Origin of the sequence: Curvibacter sp. CHRR-16 (assembly GCF_018474005.1) — a bacterium.
GTDB lineage: Bacteria > Pseudomonadota > Gammaproteobacteria > Burkholderiales > Burkholderiaceae_C > Allorhodoferax.
On sequence record NZ_JAHCSH010000001.1, the window covers coordinates 248,897 to 267,021 of the forward strand.

Genomic DNA, 18,125 nt, shown 5'->3' on the forward strand with positions numbered 1-18,125 from the left:
GAATGTCTGGGGACTAGGCTTGCGGGCCTGTCTTGCTGCTTGCAGGTGTCTGCGCTGCTGCGCGGTCTTGCAGCGCTTTGGCGTTGACCAAGATGCGCTGCAGGTAGCTCGTGAGGGCGGCGAACTCTTGGGCATCAAAGCCAGCCAGCAAGCTGTTCATGGTGTGGCACAGGGCGTCTGGAATGGCGGCGGCGGCTTCTTGGCCTTCGGGGGTGAGCACCAAGTTCACCACGCGGCGGTCTACTTCAGAGCGCTGGCGTTGGCACAGGTTTTTGGCTTCCAAGCGGTCGAGCATGCGGGTCATGGCCCCAGCGTCCAAGCTGCAGTGGCGTGCTAACTCGGCCACCGTGTTGGCGTGGCCGTTGTAGAGCTTGAACAGCGGGTCCCACTGGGCATTGGTCAGGTCTTTGGGGGCCAGTTGGCGGTCTATCTCATCACGTGCCAAGCCCAAGATGTGCTTCATGAGGTAGCCAATGCTCTCGGCGGGGCGGTAGTTTTCCGGTTCGTAGAACGAAGCGGACACCAAGGGCGCTGTGCCGCGGGCGGGGGCTGTATTGTTTGGCGTGGATAGATCGGTCATGTTGTTGATTGTATATTGCCTAGGCAAATAATGCCGAGGCTGTAATTGCTTTGGCTATTTTTGGTGAGGCAAGTAGTGACCAAAAAAACGCCCAGACAAGCTGAGCGCGGCTGGTGTGGGGCTGGCGGACTGTGCCGCTGGTGGCTATCCGGTGGTATAGCCCATGGTTTGGGGCAGCCAGAGCACGATTTGGGGGAAGAAGGTCATGGCCAGCAGCAGCAAGAGCAGCATGACGAGAAAGGGCCAGCCTTCTTTCATCATCTCGCCAATGGGGATGCCAGTGAGCGCTTTGGTGACAAACAGCAGCATGCCAAAGGGGGGGTGGATGAGGCCAATCATCATATTGAGCACCACCAGCACGCCAAAGTGCACCAAGTCCACGCCCAGCAGCTTGGCTGCAGGCAGCAGCATGGGCACAAACACCAGCAGCAGCACCGACACGTCCAAAAAGCAGCCCAGCACCAAAAACAGCACATTGGTCAGTAGCAAGAACTGCCAGCGGTTCAGGTGCATGGAGTCCACCCACTGTGCCATGGCTTGGGGCACACCTTCAGCGGTAAAGGCGTAGTTCAGCATGAAGGAGCCAGCCAGGATGATGGTGATGACGGCGCTGGCGCGGGCCGATTCGAGCACCACGCCCCAAAAGCTGCGCCAGCTCAGCGCCCGAAACACCACGGCGGCCAGCACCAATGAATGCAAGGCGGCCACGGCTGCGGCTTCGGTGGGGGTAAAGGCACCGGAGTAAATACCCCCCAGCAGCACCAAAGGCATGGACAAGGGCAGAGCGCCGCGCAGTATCAGCCCCGGCCATTCGTGGCGCGGCACGGGGTCGTCTTGGGGCATGTTGCGCTTGACGGCAATGATGTGCACCACGCCCATCATGAGTGCCGCCATGAGCAAACCCGGCAGCACCCCGCCCAAGAACAGCGCGCCCACCGAGGCCCCTGACACCAAGGCATAAATAACCATGGGAATGGACGGCGGAATCATGGGGCCCAAGGTGGAGCTGGCCACCACCACCGCGCCGGCAAAGCCACGGGTGTATTCGGGCTTTTTGAGCATTTGGCGAATGGTCACCAAGCCCGGGCCTGCTGCATCGGCAATGGCGCTGCCGCTCATGCCCGAGAAGATGACGCTGACCATGATGTCCACCTGCGCCAGCCCGCCGCGCATGCGCCCCACCAGAATGCGGCAAAAGTCAAACAAGCGCTCGCTGACCGTGCCCGCATTCATGATGTTGGCGGCAAACACAAACAGCGGTACGGCCAGCAGCACATAGCTGTTGTACAGGCCGTTGCCCACTTGTTCGGCCATCAGACCCATGTCTTGGCCTTTGGTGAGCAAGTAGGCAGCACCTGCTGCCAGCATGGAAAAGCCAATGGGCATGCGCAGCAACATGCCTGCTACCAGCACGATGCACAAAACGATGATGGCTGTGCTCATAGTCGCAACTCCGCTTCCAAACCGTGGCCGCGCACGGCCTGCCCAATGGCCCACGCGCTGCGCACCACCAAGGCCACCAGCAGCAGCACAAAGGGCATGAACACCCACATGAAGGGCAGGCCCAGCACGGGCGTGCCCTCACGCGCCATGAAGCGCACATAGTCCCAACTGGCAGGAATGGCCACCAAGGCCAAACCGCCAATGAGCATATTGCCCACTATGCGCATGCCCAGGCGCACCGGGCGCGGCACGCTGTTCCACAGCAGGTCAAACACCACGTGCTCGCGCTCGGGCACCATCACCGCACAAGCCCACAAAATGACCCATACGTACAAAATGACCGCTGCTTCATCTGTCCATGGCAGGGGTTTGTTCAGACCAAAACGGGCTCCGATTTGGATGAGAAACACGCCAAACAGCAGCAAAAAGAGTCCTCCGCCAACCCAGTTGGCGGTTTGTTTGAGCTTGTGCATAAGCGGGTCTTACTTGGTGGCGTTGATGCGATCGAGCAGCCCCTTGGGCCAGACCTTGGCGTACTCGGAGTTTTGGTACGCGGTTTGCACAGCGGTGCGGAACGCATTCGCATCGGGCGCAGTCACCTGCAGGCCTTGCTGCTTGAAGAAGTCCACCAGTTGGCTTTCTTCTTTGATGCGGTTCTCATTGTTGTAGGCCGCAGCGGCTTGGGCTGCGTCCATCACCTTTTGCTTTTGCGCGGCGCTTAGCGCGTTGAAGCTCTTGTTGGAGATGCTGATGAAGATGCCATCGACCAAGTGGTTGGTCAGCACGATTTGCTTGGTCACCTCGTAAAACTTGGCCGCCTTGACCGAGGGCAGGGGGTTGTCTTGGCCGTCGATGGTGCCGGTTTTCAGGCCCATGTAGACCTCGCCAAAGGCCAGTGGCGTGGCCGTGGCTCCCAGTGCTTCGCCCAGGAATAACCACTCTTTGGAGCCGGGCATGCGCAGCTTCACGCCTTTGAGGTCGGCCGGGGTTTTCACGCTGCGCGCTTCGCGCAGGTTCACTTGGCGCGTGCCCAGATAGACGGTGGCCAGTGGCGTGACGTCCATTTTTTCCGATACTAGCTTGAACAACTCCGCCCCAATGGGGCCGCGGAAGATTTTTTGCTGTTGCTCAGGGTCACGCACCACATAGCCTGCGGTGAATATGGAGAACTCGGGCACCAGCTTGGCGATGTCAAAGGCCGAGATGCTGGACAACTCCAAATTGCCCCGGGCCATGGCGGCGGGTTCAGTGCCTTGCTTGAACAAGGTGGCGTTGAGGTTGATTTGCACATCGAACTCGCCCGGAGCGGTTTTCTCTAGCTGTTCTTTGAACACCGTCCACATCTTGGCGTGCCAGTCGTCGGGCACGGCAGGCGTAGAAATGCGCAGCACGGTTTTGTTCTGTGCCTTGGCGCGCAGAGTCGTTGCGCCCAATGCAGCGGCGGCCAGACCCAGAGCTGTGCGGCGCTTGAGCTTGGAAAGGTTGTATTGGCTCATGGTGGTGTCTCCTCGTTTTGTGTGTGTTGGTTTACAGGCTGTTCAATGCCGTGCCCAGTGCACGATAGCGGCTGCGCAGGGTTTGCAAATCGGTGGATTCCATGGCACTGAGCGGCGTGCGTACCCGTAGCCAAGCATCGTCACCGGTTTGTTCGGCCAGCATGCCCTTGTAGGCAGCGATGAAAGAGACGCTGGGCTTGAAGAAAAGTATTGCCAGCAAGTCGTTAATGGTTTGACTGTCTGCAGGGGATACCGCATGGGGCTTGGCCATGACGCGCTGCATCAGGCGTGGAGCGATGTTGGCCATGCCGTTGATAGAACCGGCCCCACCGACACACATGGTGGGGGCTACGTGCGGTTCGCTACCGACCAGCACCGACAGGTGCGGAAAAGCCCGCGCCAGACCGAGCGAGTGTTCCAAGTCCCCGCTGCTGTCTTTGATGCCCGCAATGTGCTGAGGATGGCGTTCAACCAACGTGCGAATGGTGTCGTGGCTGAAACCATAAGTGCTGATGGCTGGGAAGTGGTAGAGCAGCAGTTGCAATTGTTCGTCGCCAATGCCCTCAATCAACTGGCGGTAAAAGTCCATCACGCCGTCATCGCTGGGGTTGTTGAAATAAAACGGGGGCATGCACATCTGCCGGTGCACCCCCAAGCGGGCGGCGTGCTGGCCTAGCTCGATGGCATCGGCCAGTGCCAAGGCGGTGGTGGTCACCACGATGCGGTGTGGCCCTATGCCGCTGCCCAGCATGCTTTCGAGCAGTGCATTGCGCTCGGCCACGGTAAAGGCCAAGCCCTCGCCCGTGGTGCCGCACAGCGTGATGCCGTCGCAGCCGCTGCCCAGCAGGTGGTGTGCGTGCGCGATGGCACGCGGGGTGTCCACGCTGCCGTCAGCGTGAACGGGGATGAGCAATGCGGGCCAAAGGCCGCGTATCGATGGGGTGGGCAAGGGGGTGTCTCCTCATGGGTTTGGGGGTGTGGTGGTGGGCTCTGCGGCCCACTCTTGGTGGATTTGGTCCAGCGATGCATGCAGCACCCGGTCACGGGCGCTGCGGATATGCGCTTGCAGCAGCTCTACGGCAGCGGTGCTGTCGCGCTGCTGCAGGGCGGCAATAAAGTCCAGGTGTTCTTGCATGGCGGGGATCAACCGGGCTGGGGTAATCACGCTGTGCTCCAAGCGAATCAGGCGCACCCGCAGGGTGTTGACGCGGTACAGCTCGGAAATGATGTCGTTGCCCAGCGCATCGACCATGCGGTCGTGCAGACCCCAGTCTAAGGACTGGGCGTCACTGAGCAGTTGTGGGTCAGGCGTGCCGTTTTTTTGAGCCGCGCGGGCACGTTGCAATATGGCGTGGTGCTGCTCGGCTATCTGGGCTAGCTCACGGTCGCTGGCGCTGTGCACAAAGTGGCTGATGGCTTCGCGTTCCACCATGCTGCGCACTTGAAAGGCGTTGCGGATCAGGTGCAAGTCGACGGGGGCTACTTGCAGCCCGCGCTGGGGCACCGTGCGCACCAAACCTGCGGCTTCGAGCCGGGGAATCATTTCACGCACTGCGGCCAGCGGCATATCCAGCAGGGCCATCAGTTGGCGCTGTGACACAAACTGTCCAGCCCGAATGCCGCCTTGCAGTATTTGCTGTGTGAACTCTTGGTACGCCTTTGCCCGCTGGCTGGATTCGGCAGCCAATGCGTTGCCGCTGTGCGGGGCAGAAGAGGCTTTGATGGCTGCTGGCATGACTAACATGTTAGTTGCCTGTCAAAGCAAATCCCACCGTACAAACCCTCGCCAAAGCTGGACTTTCCAATGAGAGGCCCTGGGCATAAACCCATGCAGTGAGTGCGGCGATAATAGGAGGTTTGACAAAACCAACCCAACCAACAACGAGACCCGCTGCCATGACACAGCCAGTAATGAGCGTCGCCGATATTCGCAAGACCTTTCTGGATTTCTTTGCCGCCAAAGGCCATACCGTGGTGGCCTCCAGCCCGCTGGTGCCGGGCAATGACCCGACCCTGATGTTCACCAACTCCGGCATGGTGCAGTTCAAAGACGTGTTTTTGGGCACGGACAAGCGCTCGTATGTGCGTGCCGCGTCGGTGCAAGCCTGCTTGCGTGCTGGTGGTAAGCACAATGACTTGGAAAACGTGGGCTACACCGCGCGCCACCACACCTTCTTTGAAATGCTGGGCAACTGGTCCTTTGGTGACTACTTCAAGAAGGAAAGCCTGAACTGGGCTTGGGAGCTGCTGACCACGGTGTACAAGCTACCTGCCGAGAAGCTGTACGCCACTGTGTACTTGGAAGACGACGAGGCTTACGCCATTTGGGAAGACATCTTCGTCAAGTCTGGTTGGACGCCCGAGCGCATCCGCCTAGAGAACCGCATCATCCGCATTGGCGACAACAAGGGTGGGCGCTACAAGAGCGACAACTTCTGGATGATGGCCGACACCGGCCCCTGCGGCCCTTGCTCGGAAATCTTTTACGACCACGGTGACCACATCCCCGGCGGCCCTCCAGGAAGCCCGGACGAAGACGGTGACCGCTTCATCGAAATCTGGAACAACGTGTTCATGCAGTTCAACATGGACGAGACCGGCGCGGTGACCCCGCTGCCCGCCCCCTGCGTGGACACCGGCATGGGCTTGGAGCGTTTGGCTGCCATCTTGCAGCACGTGCACAGCAACTACGAGATTGACCTGTTTGACACGCTCATCAAAGCCGCTGCCCGCGAAACCGGCTGCACCGACTTGGAAAACAAGAGCCTGCGCGTGATCGCCGACCACATCCGCGCGACCGCTTTCTTGGTGAGTGACGGTGTGATCCCCAGCAACGAAGGCCGAGGCTATGTGCAGCGCCGCATCGTGCGCCGCGCCATCCGCCACGGCTACAAGCTGGGCAAAAAGACCCCGTTCTTCCACAAGCTGGTCAAAGACTTGGTGCAACTGATGGGCGCTGCTTACCCCAACTTGGCCTCGCAAGAAGAGCGCATCACCGACGTGCTGCGCGTGGAGGAAGAGCGCTTTTACGAAACACTGGCCAATGGCATGGAAATTTTGGATGCAGCGTTGGCTGACGGTTCCAAGATGCTGGCTGGTGAAGTGGCTTTCAAGCTGCACGATACCTATGGCTTCCCACTGGACTTGACCAACGACGTATGCCGCGAACGCGATGTACAAGTGGACGAAGCGGGTTTCAAAGAAGCCATGGAACGCCAAAAAGCCCAAGCCCGCGCTGCAGGCAAGTTCAAAATGGACAAGGCGCTGGAATACACCGGCGCTGGCAACACCTTTGTGGGCTATGACGCACTGACCAGCAGCACCAAAGTGGTAGCGCTCTATGCCGATGGCGTAAGCGTCGCAAGCCTGAAGGCAGGTCAGAGTGGTGTGGTGGTGTTAGAGACCACGCCTTTCTATTCCGAGAGCGGTGGTCAGGTGGGCGATGCCGGTTCCATCTTCAGCGATGCCGGCCTGTTCGCCGTGGCTGACACACAAAAGATCAAGGCCGACGTGTTCGGTCACCACGGTGCTGTAGAAAAAGGCACCCTGTCGGTGGGCGATGCCGTCACCGCCCATGTGGACGCCACCCAGCGCGCCGCTACCATGCGCAACCACAGCGCCACCCACTTGCTGCACAAAGCCCTGCGCGAAGTGCTGGGCACGCACGTGCAGCAAAAGGGCAGCTTGGTCAACGCCGAGCGCACCCGTTTTGACTTTGCCCACAACGCGCCGGTGACCGATGCTGAAATCCGCGAGATCGAAGCCCGCGTGAACGCCGAGGTACTGGCCAACGCCGCCACCCATGCACGCCTGATGGACATCGAGTCCGCCAAGCAAACCGGCGCGATGATGCTGTTCGGTGAGAAGTACGGCGACATCGTGCGCGTGCTCGACATCGGCAGCACCACCGAGCTGTGCGGCGGTACGCACGTGAAAGCGACTGGCGATATTGGCCTGTTCAAGATCGTGTCCGAGGGCGGCGTGGCCGCTGGCGTGCGCCGCATCGAGGCGGTTACCGGCGCTGGTGCTTTGCAGTACCTGCAAGACCTCGAAGGCACTGTGAACGCCGCCGCCGCGGTGGTCAAAGCACCCGTGGCCGAGCTGGGTTCACGCCTAGGCCAAATCTTGGATCAAGTGAAGTCGCTGGAAAAAGAAATCGCGGCCCTCAAGGGCAAATTGGCTTCCAGCCAAGGCGATGAGTTGTTGACCCAGGCGGTGGACGTCAAGGGCATCAAGGTGCTGGCTGCCAAGCTGGAAGGAGCCGATGCCAAGACCCTGCGCGATACCATGGACAAGCTCAAAGACAAGCTCAAGACCGCGGCCATCGTGCTGGCGGCGGTGGAGGGTGACAAGGTTCAGCTGGCCGCTGGTGTGACTGCCGACAGTGTTGGCAAGGTCAAGGCCGGTGAGTTGGTGAACTTTGTGGCCAGCCAAGTGGGTGGCAAAGGCGGCGGCAAGCCCGATATGGCCATGGCTGGTGGTACCGAGCCTGCCAAACTGGCCAGTGCCCTGGCCAGCGTGCAGGCTTGGGTTAGCGCCAAGGTATAGAGGTAGACGGCGCGGCTGGCGCAGCGGTGGAATTACGCTGCGCCAGTTGCACTGGCAAAGTGATGGATTTGGTGGGGCTTTCCAGTCCTGCCATATGGGCCAGCAAGCTGTTGACAGCGGCGCGACCCATGTCAGCCAGTGGCTGAGAAACAGTGGTCAAACCGGGATAGATGTGCGCGGAACCGGGCATGTCGTCAAAACCAACCACGGAAATGTCCTGTGGAATGCGCAAGCCGCCTTGCTGCAGACCATAAATCAGACCCATGGCGCTTTTGTCATTGGAGGCGAATACGGCAGTGGGGCGGTTGTCCATGGCCAACACTTGGTTGGCTGCTACTTGTCCACTTTCAAAGGAAAAGTCCCCCTGCAAAATGAGTTCGGGGTCGGTGTCGAGTTTGTGCAGCAAAGTCGCATCTTGGTAAGCGCGCTTGCGTTCACGGGCTGAACTCAGGCCCTCTTTGCCAGTTACGAAGGCTACGCGGTAGTGTCCTAGCTTGGCCAAATGTTCCATGACCATGCGGCCACCGCCGTAACTATCGGCTTCGATGGTGATGAAGGGGTTGTTGTCACTGCGACTGTCTATCGTGACCACTGGGTGCTGGGTGCTTTTGAGCTGATCCAAAAAGTCATGGTCGTGTGGCCACAAGGCGATGATGCCGTCGGTGAATTGCTGCATCAGGTGCATCACTGTCTGGTGTGGACGCACTGTTTGATCCATGACCGGGTATATGACCACTTCATATTGGTGACTGGCGGCCGTTTTCACGATTTCACTCGCCAAACCACCCAAAGTGGATGAACTCAAATTGGCTGTTAATAGGCCAATCACATGGCTTCTTCCCGAAGACAATTTTTGTGCGCTCAGGTTCGCAACATATCCCATTTCATTCGCGAGTTTGATAATGAGTTCGCGAGTTTTGGCTGATACGCCTGCTTGTTGGTTGAGTGCCCGTGAGGCAGTCATGGCAGAGACACCAGCTACTTGCGCAATATCGGCCAACGTGACGGTATTTTTACGCATATTCAATATAGTATTAGTTATCGGTTATAGGGAGGGTTTTTGCAGGGCGGAAACGATTCTAGAGTAATCTGCTCACTGCATTTGAAACCAATTGTCACAAGCTGGCGTTGCTTTTTTGAGTTTGCGAATTACGTTGTATTTACTTTACCGTAACTTTTATATTATTAATTTGTGACGATTTTGTATATTTTTAGTGGATATTTAAATTTAATATTCATTACCATTTTGCGAGAATTCGACGCCCTAATAACTGAGTTTGCTCGTCGCTGATGGCACGTTCGGCTAGCGTTTGGCAGTGGTTTTGAAGTAAGCGTTTGAGCGTTTCTGCATGCGGTAAGAGGGTGCCGGCAAAGCGGACTGAGCCATCGCGTATCACTACAATCGTCGGGAAGTTTTCTACTTCAAAATCATCGACAAGATCGGCCTCGTCTTCTATGTCGATCCAGCGAAACTGGCACTGTGGGTACTCCTGTTCAATACGCGCAAACGTTGTTGCGTAGTCTTTACAGGTTCCACACCAAGCCGCACAAAGGCATACCACTTGCAACAGAGTGCCATTGCTTGGGGAGGAGGGGGGCGCTGAGGCACTGGGGCTCATGACTTTAATCAATATGGGTATATCAAACCCGTTGGGTATGAAGTTTTACAATGATCGACTTCTATTTTCCAGCCTAAAACGCAAGATTCCCATGAGCAGCAGCGCTTTTCTCGAAGAAACCGTCCTCAGCGTCCACCACTGGACCGATCGTTTGTTCAGCTTCACTACCACGCGTGACCCTGGCCTGCGTTTCTCCAATGGCCACTTCACCATGATTGGCCTCAAACAAGAGAACGGCAAGCCACTGCTGCGTGCATACAGTATTGCCAGTGCCAATTACGAAGAGCATCTGGAGTTTCTGAGCATCAAGGTGCAAGACGGCCCCTTGACCTCCCAACTGCAGCACATCAAGCCCGGTGACAAGATTGTGGTAGGTCGCAAACCCACAGGCACTTTGCTGATTGACTATTTGCTGCCTGGCAAGAACCTGTATCTGTTGGGTAGTGGTACGGGCTTGGCCCCTTTCTTGAGCGTGGCGCGTGATCCAGAATCGTACGAAAAGTACGAGAAAGTCATCGTGGTTCACGGTGTGCGCGAGGTCAAGGAGTTGGCCTACTACGATTTGTTCAAGACCGAATTGGCCAAGCACGAGTTTTTGGGCGACATCGTGAGCCAGCAAATGCTGTATTACCCTACGGTGACACGCGAAGCTTTTGAAAACCAAGGCCGTATTACAACGCTGTTGGAGTCCGGCAAGCTGCAGCAAGACTTGGGCTTGCCCCCACTCAACCCTGAGACAGATCGCATCATGATCTGCGGCAGTCCCGGTCTGAACAAAGACATGCGCGATATTCTCAACGCCCGTGGTTTTGTGGAAGGCAACACCACCACACCAGGACACTACGTGGTGGAACGCGCGTTCGTTGAACAGTAAGCCTAGCCACTGATCGTCAGTGGCTGTCCTTACGCAGGGCCAAGGCTTTTGCGGCCTTGCTTTTCAGCATACATATGCTGATCGGCAAGGTGGATCAGTTGGTCAAAGTTCTGGGCTTGGTCAGGGTAGATAGCGTAGCCAATCGACAGTCCTATGTGGAGCACATTGCCTTGGTAGGCAATCGGTTGCTCTACCGCATTGCGCAAGCGCGCGATGATGTCCTGCAAGCCTTCGGGGGGGATTTGGGTGAGCAAAATAATGAACTCATCTCCGCCCCAGCGTGTCACGGTATCGTGTGGGCGCACGATGTGGCGTATGCGCTGTGCTACGGCTTGCAGCACGGCGTCTCCGGTCTTGTGGCCATAGGCATCGTTGATGGATTTGAAACCATCTAAATCGGCAAATAGCAATGCTGATTGCGCGTTCGCTTGCCGACTAGCTGCTGACAGCGCTGTGTGGGCTTTCTCCATGAACAGCGCGCGATTGGGGAGTTGGGTCAGGCTGTCGTGCATGGCCTGTTCGGCCAATTTCACATGGTTATTGATGAGCGAGTACAGGAGCAAGGCAGCCAACACACTCAGTCCAATGCTGATGGAACGTGTGCGCCAACGCAATGTCTTATCGGATGCATCGGGGTGTTGGCGAATGCCAATTGCCCACTGCCCACCGGGGATATCAATCAATTGGAATCGGCTGTCAGATTGGGTGAATAGATCGCTATCACCCCAAATCATGCCGCCCTGTAAGCCTTTGCCATCAACGCCCTTGATGCCCAGATCAAAACCTGGGTGGTATACCTTGGTTTCAATCGTCTCGAAAAATGAAGTCGCATCAATCGTGGCACCGAGCATGCCCCAGTATTTGCCATTGACCATGATAGGAACCCGGTAGGGCATGCCCCAGCCACCTTGGAGCAAATTGACTGGGCCTGCCAATGCGCTTTCCCCAGTGCGTGAAATTCGATCCACCAAGGGCCAACGGTCGGGGAGTGACCGAAAATCAGCATTGAGCAGTGCTTCGTTCCCTTGCAAGGGATGTATGTATCGAACTTGATAAGCTTCAGCTATTGAGAAATATTTGATGTGTCTGGTGTTGGTATGAATCTTGGCGAGCAAGGCCTGCAATTCCGATTCGTCTAACTTATTGCTGCGAATGCTCAGATAGGCGGATAAGCCGCTCGTAAAGCCCAGCATGGATTGGACTTCATCATCAATGGTCATGCTAACCATAGACAGATATGTACTGGCTTGGCTGTCACGCAGACTTTTGTGCTCTTCCTGTTGGGCATGGTGAATCATTTCACCAGTCCATATGCCCACAATAAAAATAATTACCGCACTGCTCCATGCAGCACCACGCCAGTGACGCCAGAGATGACCAGTTAGCCAATGGTTAAGAGAGGGTATACGCATACCACTATTCTCATGCTTTTAGTGCATAGGCAGGAAGTCCTTGTAGCATACGGCGTCCATAAGCAGTTTGCGTCAGACGTTTGTCGTAGCACACCACTCGGGCTTGGTCGTCTTCGGTGCGGATTGCGCGGCCCGTCCACTGCAGCAGGCGCACGCCGGTAGCGGGTATCACCAACTCCATGAATGGCTCGCGTCCTATGGATTTGAGCCATTCGGAGCGTGCCTCGTCCACCGGATCGCTGGGGGAGGCAAAGGGCAACTTGGCAATGAATACCGTTTCGCATAACTCGCCCGGTAAATCCAAGCCTTCACCAAAACTCTGTAGGCCAAACAGCACGGATGGATAACCGTCAGCCACCCGTTTGGTGTGGGCTTGCAGCAAGCGCGTGCGCGACTGGTCGCCTTGCACCAGCACAATGTCCAGCAGATGGCCGGGGATGGCCTCTCGCGCCGCTTGCATCTGGGCCTTGCTGGTAAAAAGCACCAAAGCACCGCGCTGCACACTCTCTAAGTCCTGCATCAGCAGGCGCACCATTTCGCGCGTGTAGGCGGCTGCATCGCTGGGGCTGGCTTGGGTGGCGCGCACCTGCAGCTCGCCTTGGCGGGCGTAGTCAAAGGGGCTGCTCACTTCCAGTGTTTGCACCTCGGGCTTGCCCAGCAAACCCGCCTCGCGCAAGAAGAAGTCAAAACTGCCGCAGCTCGTGAGCGTGGCGCTGGTCACCACGGCGCTGCGCACCTGGCTCCACAAAAACTGCCGCAACAAGTCGCCGGGAACGATGGGGCAGGCGTGTGCGGTCATGGTCAAAAAGCCGTTGCCGCTTTGGGCTTGCAGCCATTTGGCCAAGGGCTGTTCGCCATGCTCCAGCAGCAGTTCGGACGTGCTGACTAGGCTGCCTACCCGCGGGGCAATGCTGCCCAGTTGCGCAAACTGTTGCGCGCACATCGTGGCCAGACTGGGATCGTCCTTGGCCACGGCTTTGATGTCGGTGCCCAATGTTTGCAGGCTTTTGCTCAAAGCGCTGGCAATGGTGCGGATTTGCTCCACGCTCTCCAACAAACTCTCGGGCAACACCCCGTTGGCAAAGCGCAGCGTGCCGTCTTGGCCCTGTCCGTGGCTGTTGCGCCCGGTGTGTGCCCACACCATGTCCATGGCCATGCGGGCCAAAGTGGTCAAGGCGGCTTTGAGTTCGCTCACCAGCGTATGCACATCTTGCGTCACCTCCAGCCCGAGGCGACCTGCTACCTCCGTCATGGTCTTGGGCGCTTTGTCCAGCCAGCGCAGGTTGGACAAGTCCATGCTGCTGGAAAACTGGTCCAGTGCCACGGCAGGCAGGTGATGGCCTTCGTCCAGCACCAGCAGGCTGTTGCTCAGGTCGGGCAGGGCTTTGGTATTGAGGCTGGCCAGCAGCAAGTCGTGGTTGGCCACTATCACTTGGGACTCGGCCAATTGCGCCCGCGCTTGGTAGTAGCTGCAGTCTTTGAAGCGCGGGCAGTGCCGCACCGTGCAGGTGTGGCGCTCGGCGGCCACTACCGACCAGTCGCGTGGGTCAGGTGGCTCGGCCAGCAGGTCGCGGTCGCCGTTCCACTGGCCGGTGGCAATCAGGTGGGCCATGCGCTCGAACAGGTGTTGGCGGCGCATGTCCTCTTCTTCCTGCTGGCCTTGGCTCAGGGCTTGGCGTTCTTCTTCAAACCAGTCGTCCTCGCCCGCACCGGTGCCAGCAAAGCGGTCGAGCTTGAGCAGGCAGACATAGCGCCCGCGCCCTTTGGCCAAAGTGTAGGCAAAGGGTTGGGGCAGACTGCGTGCCAAGGCGGGCAGGTCTTTGAGCATGAGCTGCTCTTGCAGCGCCACGGTGGCGGTGGCGATGATGACGCGCGTCTTGCGCGCCAGCGCCAAAGCGATGGCCGGGGCCGCATAAGCCGCGCTCTTGCCCACGCCAGTACCGGCTTGGATGACGGCGATACAGCGCTGCGGCTCGGCGTGCTCACCCAAATCCCCGCGGGCCAAGGTGTGCGCCACCAGTTCAGCCATGTCGTGCTGACCTTGGCGGCGACGAAAGCCGGGTGTTTGCGACACCACTTGCTCAAACGCTTGCACCCCAGCGCTCTGCCACTGCGCTACCTGCTCAGGCGTGGCGGCGGGGTTCGGGTGGGGGGGCGTGGCGGCGTTGGATGCCAAAGAGGGTAGGGGGATCGAATCAGTCATGCGCGAGGCCATGACTATAGGCGATGGATCGATAATCGATCTTGTATGACTGTTTCCTCCGCCAGCAACGCCAGCTCCTCTTTGCAGACACGTAGCAAGTACACACTGCCATGGCCCACGGCTTATGTGGACATGGTGCAGGCCCGCAACCCGGATCAGCGTGAGTGCTGGGCTTTTGCCCAACCCATGGCGGTGTTGCAAACCAGTGACGCGGCCCAAGTGCAGGCGCTTTTGGACGCTGTACACCAGCAAGCCTTGCAAGGGCGTTGGTGCGTGGGGTATGTGCGCTACGAGGCGGCACCGGGTTTGGATGCTGCACTGGCCGTAAAGCCCGTGGCGGCCTCTGCCCCTCAAGCGGGGCCGCTGGTGTGGTTTGCGGTGTTTGACCAACCGCTGGAGGCTGCAGAGGCGGCGGTGTGTTTGCCCCAAGCCAAAGAGGAGGCTGCGCTCATGCACATCGCATGGCGCAGTGCCACGGAACGCACGGCGTGTACCCGGGGTGTGGAACACATTCACCAAGCCATACGCGCTGGTGAGCTTTACCAAGTGAACTACACCACCCAGCTGTATGGAAGTGCTCTGGCGCAGCCGTCCCCAGCAGTCAGTGCTGATGCCAAGCAGGAAGCCCGTGCGGCATGGGGATTGTTTGCCCAACTGCAGGCGGCCCAGCCCAACAGCTATGCGCTGTGGTTGGATACGCAGGCAGAGCAGGTGTTGTCTGTTTCGCCCGAATTGTTTTTCGACTGGGATGGCCAGCACATCCTGAGTCGCCCCATGAAGGGTACCGCAGCACGCGGCGCCACGCCTGAGCTGGATGCCCAAGCGGCGCAAACACTGGCCGCATCGGCCAAAGAGCGGGCCGAGAACGTGATGATCGTGGACTTGATCCGCAATGACCTCTCGCGCATTGCGCAGCCGCACACTGTGCAAGTGCCTGCCCTGTGTGCCGTGCAGGCCTTGCCCACCGTGTGGCAAATGACGTCCGATGTGGTGGCACAAACCCGGCCTGGCATCACCCTGGGCGATGTGTTTGCGGCGCTGTTTCCGTGCGGATCAATCACTGGGGCACCCAAGGTGCGCGCCATGCAGCACATCGCCACGTTGGAAGACGAGCCGCGCGGCATTTACTGTGGAGCAGTCGGTATTGTCCGACCCGGTGGGCATGCCACCTTCAATGTAGGCATCCGCACGGTGGTGGCTAAATCGTCTACAGCGGCTGCAGACGATGCCGCGCCGCGCTGGGTATCTGGCGTGGGCAGCGGCATCACTGCGGATGCCCAGGCCGATGCCGAGTGGGCCGAATGGCTGGCCAAGCGTGCTTTTTTGGAGCGCGCTAGCGCCCCGTTTGAACTGCTGGAAACGCTGGCGCTGGATGCTGGGCATTTGCGCCATGCGGCACTGCACTTGCAACGCATGCGCCACGCTGCCCAGCACTTTGGCTACCCTTGGTGCGAAGAGGCTGCATACCAGGCTTTGCAAGCCGTGGCGCAGCAACATCCGCAGGGTCTGTGGCGGGTGCGCTTGCTGCTTGGCCGCAGTGGGCAATACAGCGCCCAAGCCTTTGCCATGCACGCCACGCCCGAGCCTGTGCAGCTACAGCTGGCCAGCCAACCCATGGAGTGGGCGCATAGCGAGTTTGTGCGCTTTAAAACCACCCACCGTGCGCACTACGATGCACTGGGCCCCACGGCAGCGCAGACCCAAGCCGGGGTGTTTGACACCGTGCTCTACAACCTGCGCGGGGAAATTACCGAGTGCACCCGCGGCAACGTGGCGCTGCTGCTCGATGGCCACTGGGTCACACCGGCTTTGCAGTGCGGTTTGCTAGGGGGCGTGGGGCGTCAAATCGCCTTGCAAGAGGGGCGTGTGCAGGAGGCCGTGGTCACGCTGGCCGACCTGCCCCGCGTGCAGGCCGTGGCGTTTGTGAACAGCCTGCGTGGGTGGTTGCAGGCGCAGTTGGTTCGGTAAGCAGCCGTGTGGGTTTAGCGGTGCTCGCCCAGCTTGAAAGAGCCCACCACTTGGGCCAAATGGGCTGCTTGGTCTTTCAGGCTGGCCGCCGCCGCCGCAGACTCTTCCACCAGCGCCGCGTTTTGCTGGGTCATTTGGTCTAGATCAGAAATGGCAGTGTAAATCTCGTCAATGCCCGAGCTTTGCTTGCGCGAGCCTTCGCTGATCTCTTGCACGATGTACGTCACTTGGCGCACGCTTTGCACGATCTCATTCATGGACAAACCAGCTTCACCCACCAATCGGCTGCCATCTTCCACCCGCTCTACGCTGGTGCCTATGAGCTGTTTGATCTCCTTGGCCGCCTCAGCGCTGCGGCTGGCCAAGGCGCGCACTTCACTGGCCACCACGGCAAAACCGCGGCCTTGCTCGCCGGCACGGGCGGCTTCCACAGCAGCGTTCAAGGCCAAGATGTTGGTTTGGAAGGCGATGCCGTCGATCACCGCTGTGATGTCGGCAATGCGGCGCGAGCTGTCGGTGATGTTGGCCATGGTGCTAATGACTTGCTCGACCACCTGACCGCCTTTGTCAGCCGACTGGGCGGAGCTTTGGGATAAGCCTTGGCCATTGTGGGCATTGTCGGCGCTGTGCTTGACCAGTTGATTGAGGTGATCCATGGACGAACTCACCTCGGCGATGTTGCTGGCGGTGCGCTCGGTGCGGTTGCTCAGGTCTTGCGAGCCCAGCGCAATCTCGGATGATGCCACCGCAATCGACGATGCGCTCTCGCGCACGTCTAGCATCACGGCTTCAATCTTGGCGACAAATTGGTTGAAGGCGTTCGATAGTTCAGCAATCTCGTCTTCCCCTTTAATGGGCAAGCGTTGGGTCAAATCACCGTTGGACGAGCCAATTTGCAGCATGGCATTGCGCACGTGGGTGAGCCCTTGCAGCAAGGCGTGGATGGCACCAGTAGCCAGCATGCCAGCCACCACGCTCACCACCAGCAGCGTGACCACGATGCTGATGAGCAAATTGTTGAGCCGCGCCAAGGCCTCGCCACGCTCGGCTGCTGTGACCAGTACCCAGTCGGTTTGCGGTACCGCGACGGCTTTGAGGAAAAATGTTTTTCCACCCACCTCAGCCAAGGCCGGTTCTTGGTCACTTTGCTTGGCCAGTGCCAGCACTTCGGGTGTGATGCTAGCCGACAACTCGCCCACGGGTTTGAGCGTCAGCGCTGCATCGGGGTGGGCCAGTATGCGGCTGTCTTTGTCGAGCAGAAACGCAAAACCACTGGGTGTGGGGTGAATCTGGGTGATGCCTTTGATCACGTCTTCCACGGTCACGTCGGCACCGGCTACTGCTTGCGTGGTGCCACCGTTTTTGATGGGATAGGCAAAGGTCACCACCAACTTTTTGCTGGATGCTGCCATATAGGGCGGGGTAATGACGGCACCCCCCACTTGGTCGGCCAACTTGTACCACGGGCGTGCCGTTGGGTCGTACTCTGCAGGCCTATCACGGGGCGGGATGGACACCATGCGCTTGTCGGCAAAGCCGATATAGGCCAAGTCCTGCTGGCCCGATACCGTGCTTTGCTGCAACACAGGTGCCAAATCGGCTTGCTGGTAGTTGCCTGCGATGCCTTGCACGATTTGCTTTTGCATCTGCGCCCAACGCCCAAGCAAGTCTCCTTGGGCTTTGCTGACGGTGACCAATTCGTTATTGAGGTCGGCCAAGATATAGCCCTTGGCGATGCTGTAACTGATTGCGCCCAGTACCAAGACTGCGGCAAACACAATGAGCACCGACATGGCGACAAGTCGTAATCGGATGGTTTTGAGCATAGAAAGGCTAGCAGTGGAGGATGCGCATCATCCTATAGGGCTTAGCCCTCTATTGGCGGAAATTTGTATATGCTTTTTACAAATTATGCTTTAACCAAAGCAAGTGGTGGCTCGCAATGCTCCATTCCACATGCAACCCTAAAGCAGCCTATTTGT

Annotated in this window: 14 protein-coding genes; 3 read left to right on the top strand and 11 right to left on the bottom strand. The window is 58.6% G+C overall.

Annotated features, from left to right (window positions below; translation table 11 throughout):
- Positions 1-13: 13 nt before the first annotated feature.
- The 6 genes from KIK84_RS01215 to KIK84_RS01240 all read right to left on the bottom strand — a co-directional run bounded on the left by KIK84_RS01215 (position 14) and on the right by KIK84_RS01240 (position 5,254).
- The gene (locus KIK84_RS01215) at positions 14-580 is read right to left on the bottom strand and encodes a MarR family winged helix-turn-helix transcriptional regulator (protein WP_250207666.1); all 567 of its coding nucleotides are present in this window, start codon (positions 578-580) and stop codon (positions 14-16) included.
- Between the two features lie 144 nt (positions 581-724).
- Positions 725-2,023 carry a TRAP transporter large permease gene (locus KIK84_RS01220; protein ID WP_214121161.1) on the bottom strand — a complete coding sequence of 433 codons (1,299 nt, stop codon included), beginning with the start codon at positions 2,021-2,023 and terminating at the stop codon, positions 725-727.
- A complete protein-coding gene (locus KIK84_RS01225) occupies positions 2,020-2,496 on the bottom strand; it encodes a TRAP transporter small permease (protein ID WP_214121162.1) in 477 nt (158 codons plus the stop codon). Before KIK84_RS01225 ends, KIK84_RS01220 begins: the two co-directional genes overlap by 4 nt.
- A 9-nt stretch (positions 2,497-2,505) precedes the next feature.
- Positions 2,506-3,519: a sialic acid TRAP transporter substrate-binding protein SiaP gene (locus KIK84_RS01230; protein WP_214121163.1), complete on the bottom strand. Its 1,014-nt coding sequence runs from the start codon at positions 3,517-3,519 to the stop codon at positions 2,506-2,508.
- A 31-nt stretch (positions 3,520-3,550) separates the two neighbouring features.
- Entirely contained in the window at positions 3,551-4,468 is a 918-nt protein-coding gene (locus KIK84_RS01235; RefSeq protein ID WP_214121164.1) for a dihydrodipicolinate synthase family protein, read from the bottom strand.
- Between the two features lie 12 nt (positions 4,469-4,480).
- On the bottom strand, positions 4,481-5,254 hold the full coding sequence (locus KIK84_RS01240) for a GntR family transcriptional regulator (protein WP_214121165.1): 774 nt from the start codon (positions 5,252-5,254) through the stop codon (positions 4,481-4,483).
- A 161-nt stretch (positions 5,255-5,415) separates the two neighbouring features.
- Between KIK84_RS01240 and alaS the strand changes: the two genes are divergently transcribed.
- Complete coding sequence (alaS, locus tag KIK84_RS01245) at positions 5,416-8,067, top strand: alanine--tRNA ligase (protein ID WP_214121166.1); 2,652 nt, start codon at positions 5,416-5,418, stop codon at positions 8,065-8,067.
- Here the strand turns inward: alaS and KIK84_RS01250 are convergent.
- Complete coding sequence (locus tag KIK84_RS01250; RefSeq protein WP_214121167.1) at positions 8,051-9,088, bottom strand: LacI family DNA-binding transcriptional regulator; 1,038 nt, start codon at positions 9,086-9,088, stop codon at positions 8,051-8,053. The genes alaS and KIK84_RS01250 overlap by 17 nt on opposite strands.
- A gap of 217 nt (positions 9,089-9,305) precedes the next feature.
- Positions 9,306-9,686, bottom strand: a complete 381-nt coding sequence (locus tag KIK84_RS01255; protein WP_214121168.1) for a thioredoxin family protein — start codon at positions 9,684-9,686, stop codon at positions 9,306-9,308.
- A gap of 91 nt (positions 9,687-9,777) precedes the next feature.
- Here KIK84_RS01255 and KIK84_RS01260 point away from each other — a divergent pair, with 91 nt between their 5' ends.
- A complete protein-coding gene (locus tag KIK84_RS01260; RefSeq protein WP_214121169.1) occupies positions 9,778-10,560 on the top strand; it encodes a ferredoxin--NADP reductase in 783 nt (260 codons plus the stop codon).
- A gap of 29 nt (positions 10,561-10,589) precedes the next feature.
- On the opposite strand, the gene KIK84_RS01265 is transcribed toward KIK84_RS01260, so the two are convergent.
- Complete coding sequence (locus KIK84_RS01265) at positions 10,590-11,858, bottom strand: sensor domain-containing diguanylate cyclase (RefSeq protein ID WP_214121170.1); 1,269 nt, start codon at positions 11,856-11,858, stop codon at positions 10,590-10,592.
- Positions 11,859-11,982: 124 nt separating this feature from the next.
- On the bottom strand, positions 11,983-14,175 hold the full coding sequence (dinG, locus tag KIK84_RS01270) for an ATP-dependent DNA helicase DinG (RefSeq protein WP_214121171.1): 2,193 nt from the start codon (positions 14,173-14,175) through the stop codon (positions 11,983-11,985).
- A 132-nt stretch (positions 14,176-14,307) separates the two neighbouring features.
- Between dinG and KIK84_RS01275 the strand changes: the two genes are divergently transcribed.
- Positions 14,308-16,143, top strand: a complete 1,836-nt coding sequence (locus KIK84_RS01275; protein WP_214121564.1) for a bifunctional anthranilate synthase component I family protein/class IV aminotransferase — start codon at positions 14,308-14,310, stop codon at positions 16,141-16,143.
- A gap of 14 nt (positions 16,144-16,157) precedes the next feature.
- On the opposite strand, the gene KIK84_RS01280 is transcribed toward KIK84_RS01275, so the two are convergent.
- Positions 16,158-17,936 carry a methyl-accepting chemotaxis protein gene (locus tag KIK84_RS01280; protein ID WP_250207669.1) on the bottom strand — a complete coding sequence of 593 codons (1,779 nt, stop codon included), beginning with the start codon at positions 17,934-17,936 and terminating at the stop codon, positions 16,158-16,160.
- Positions 17,937-18,125: the final 189 nt, after the last annotated feature.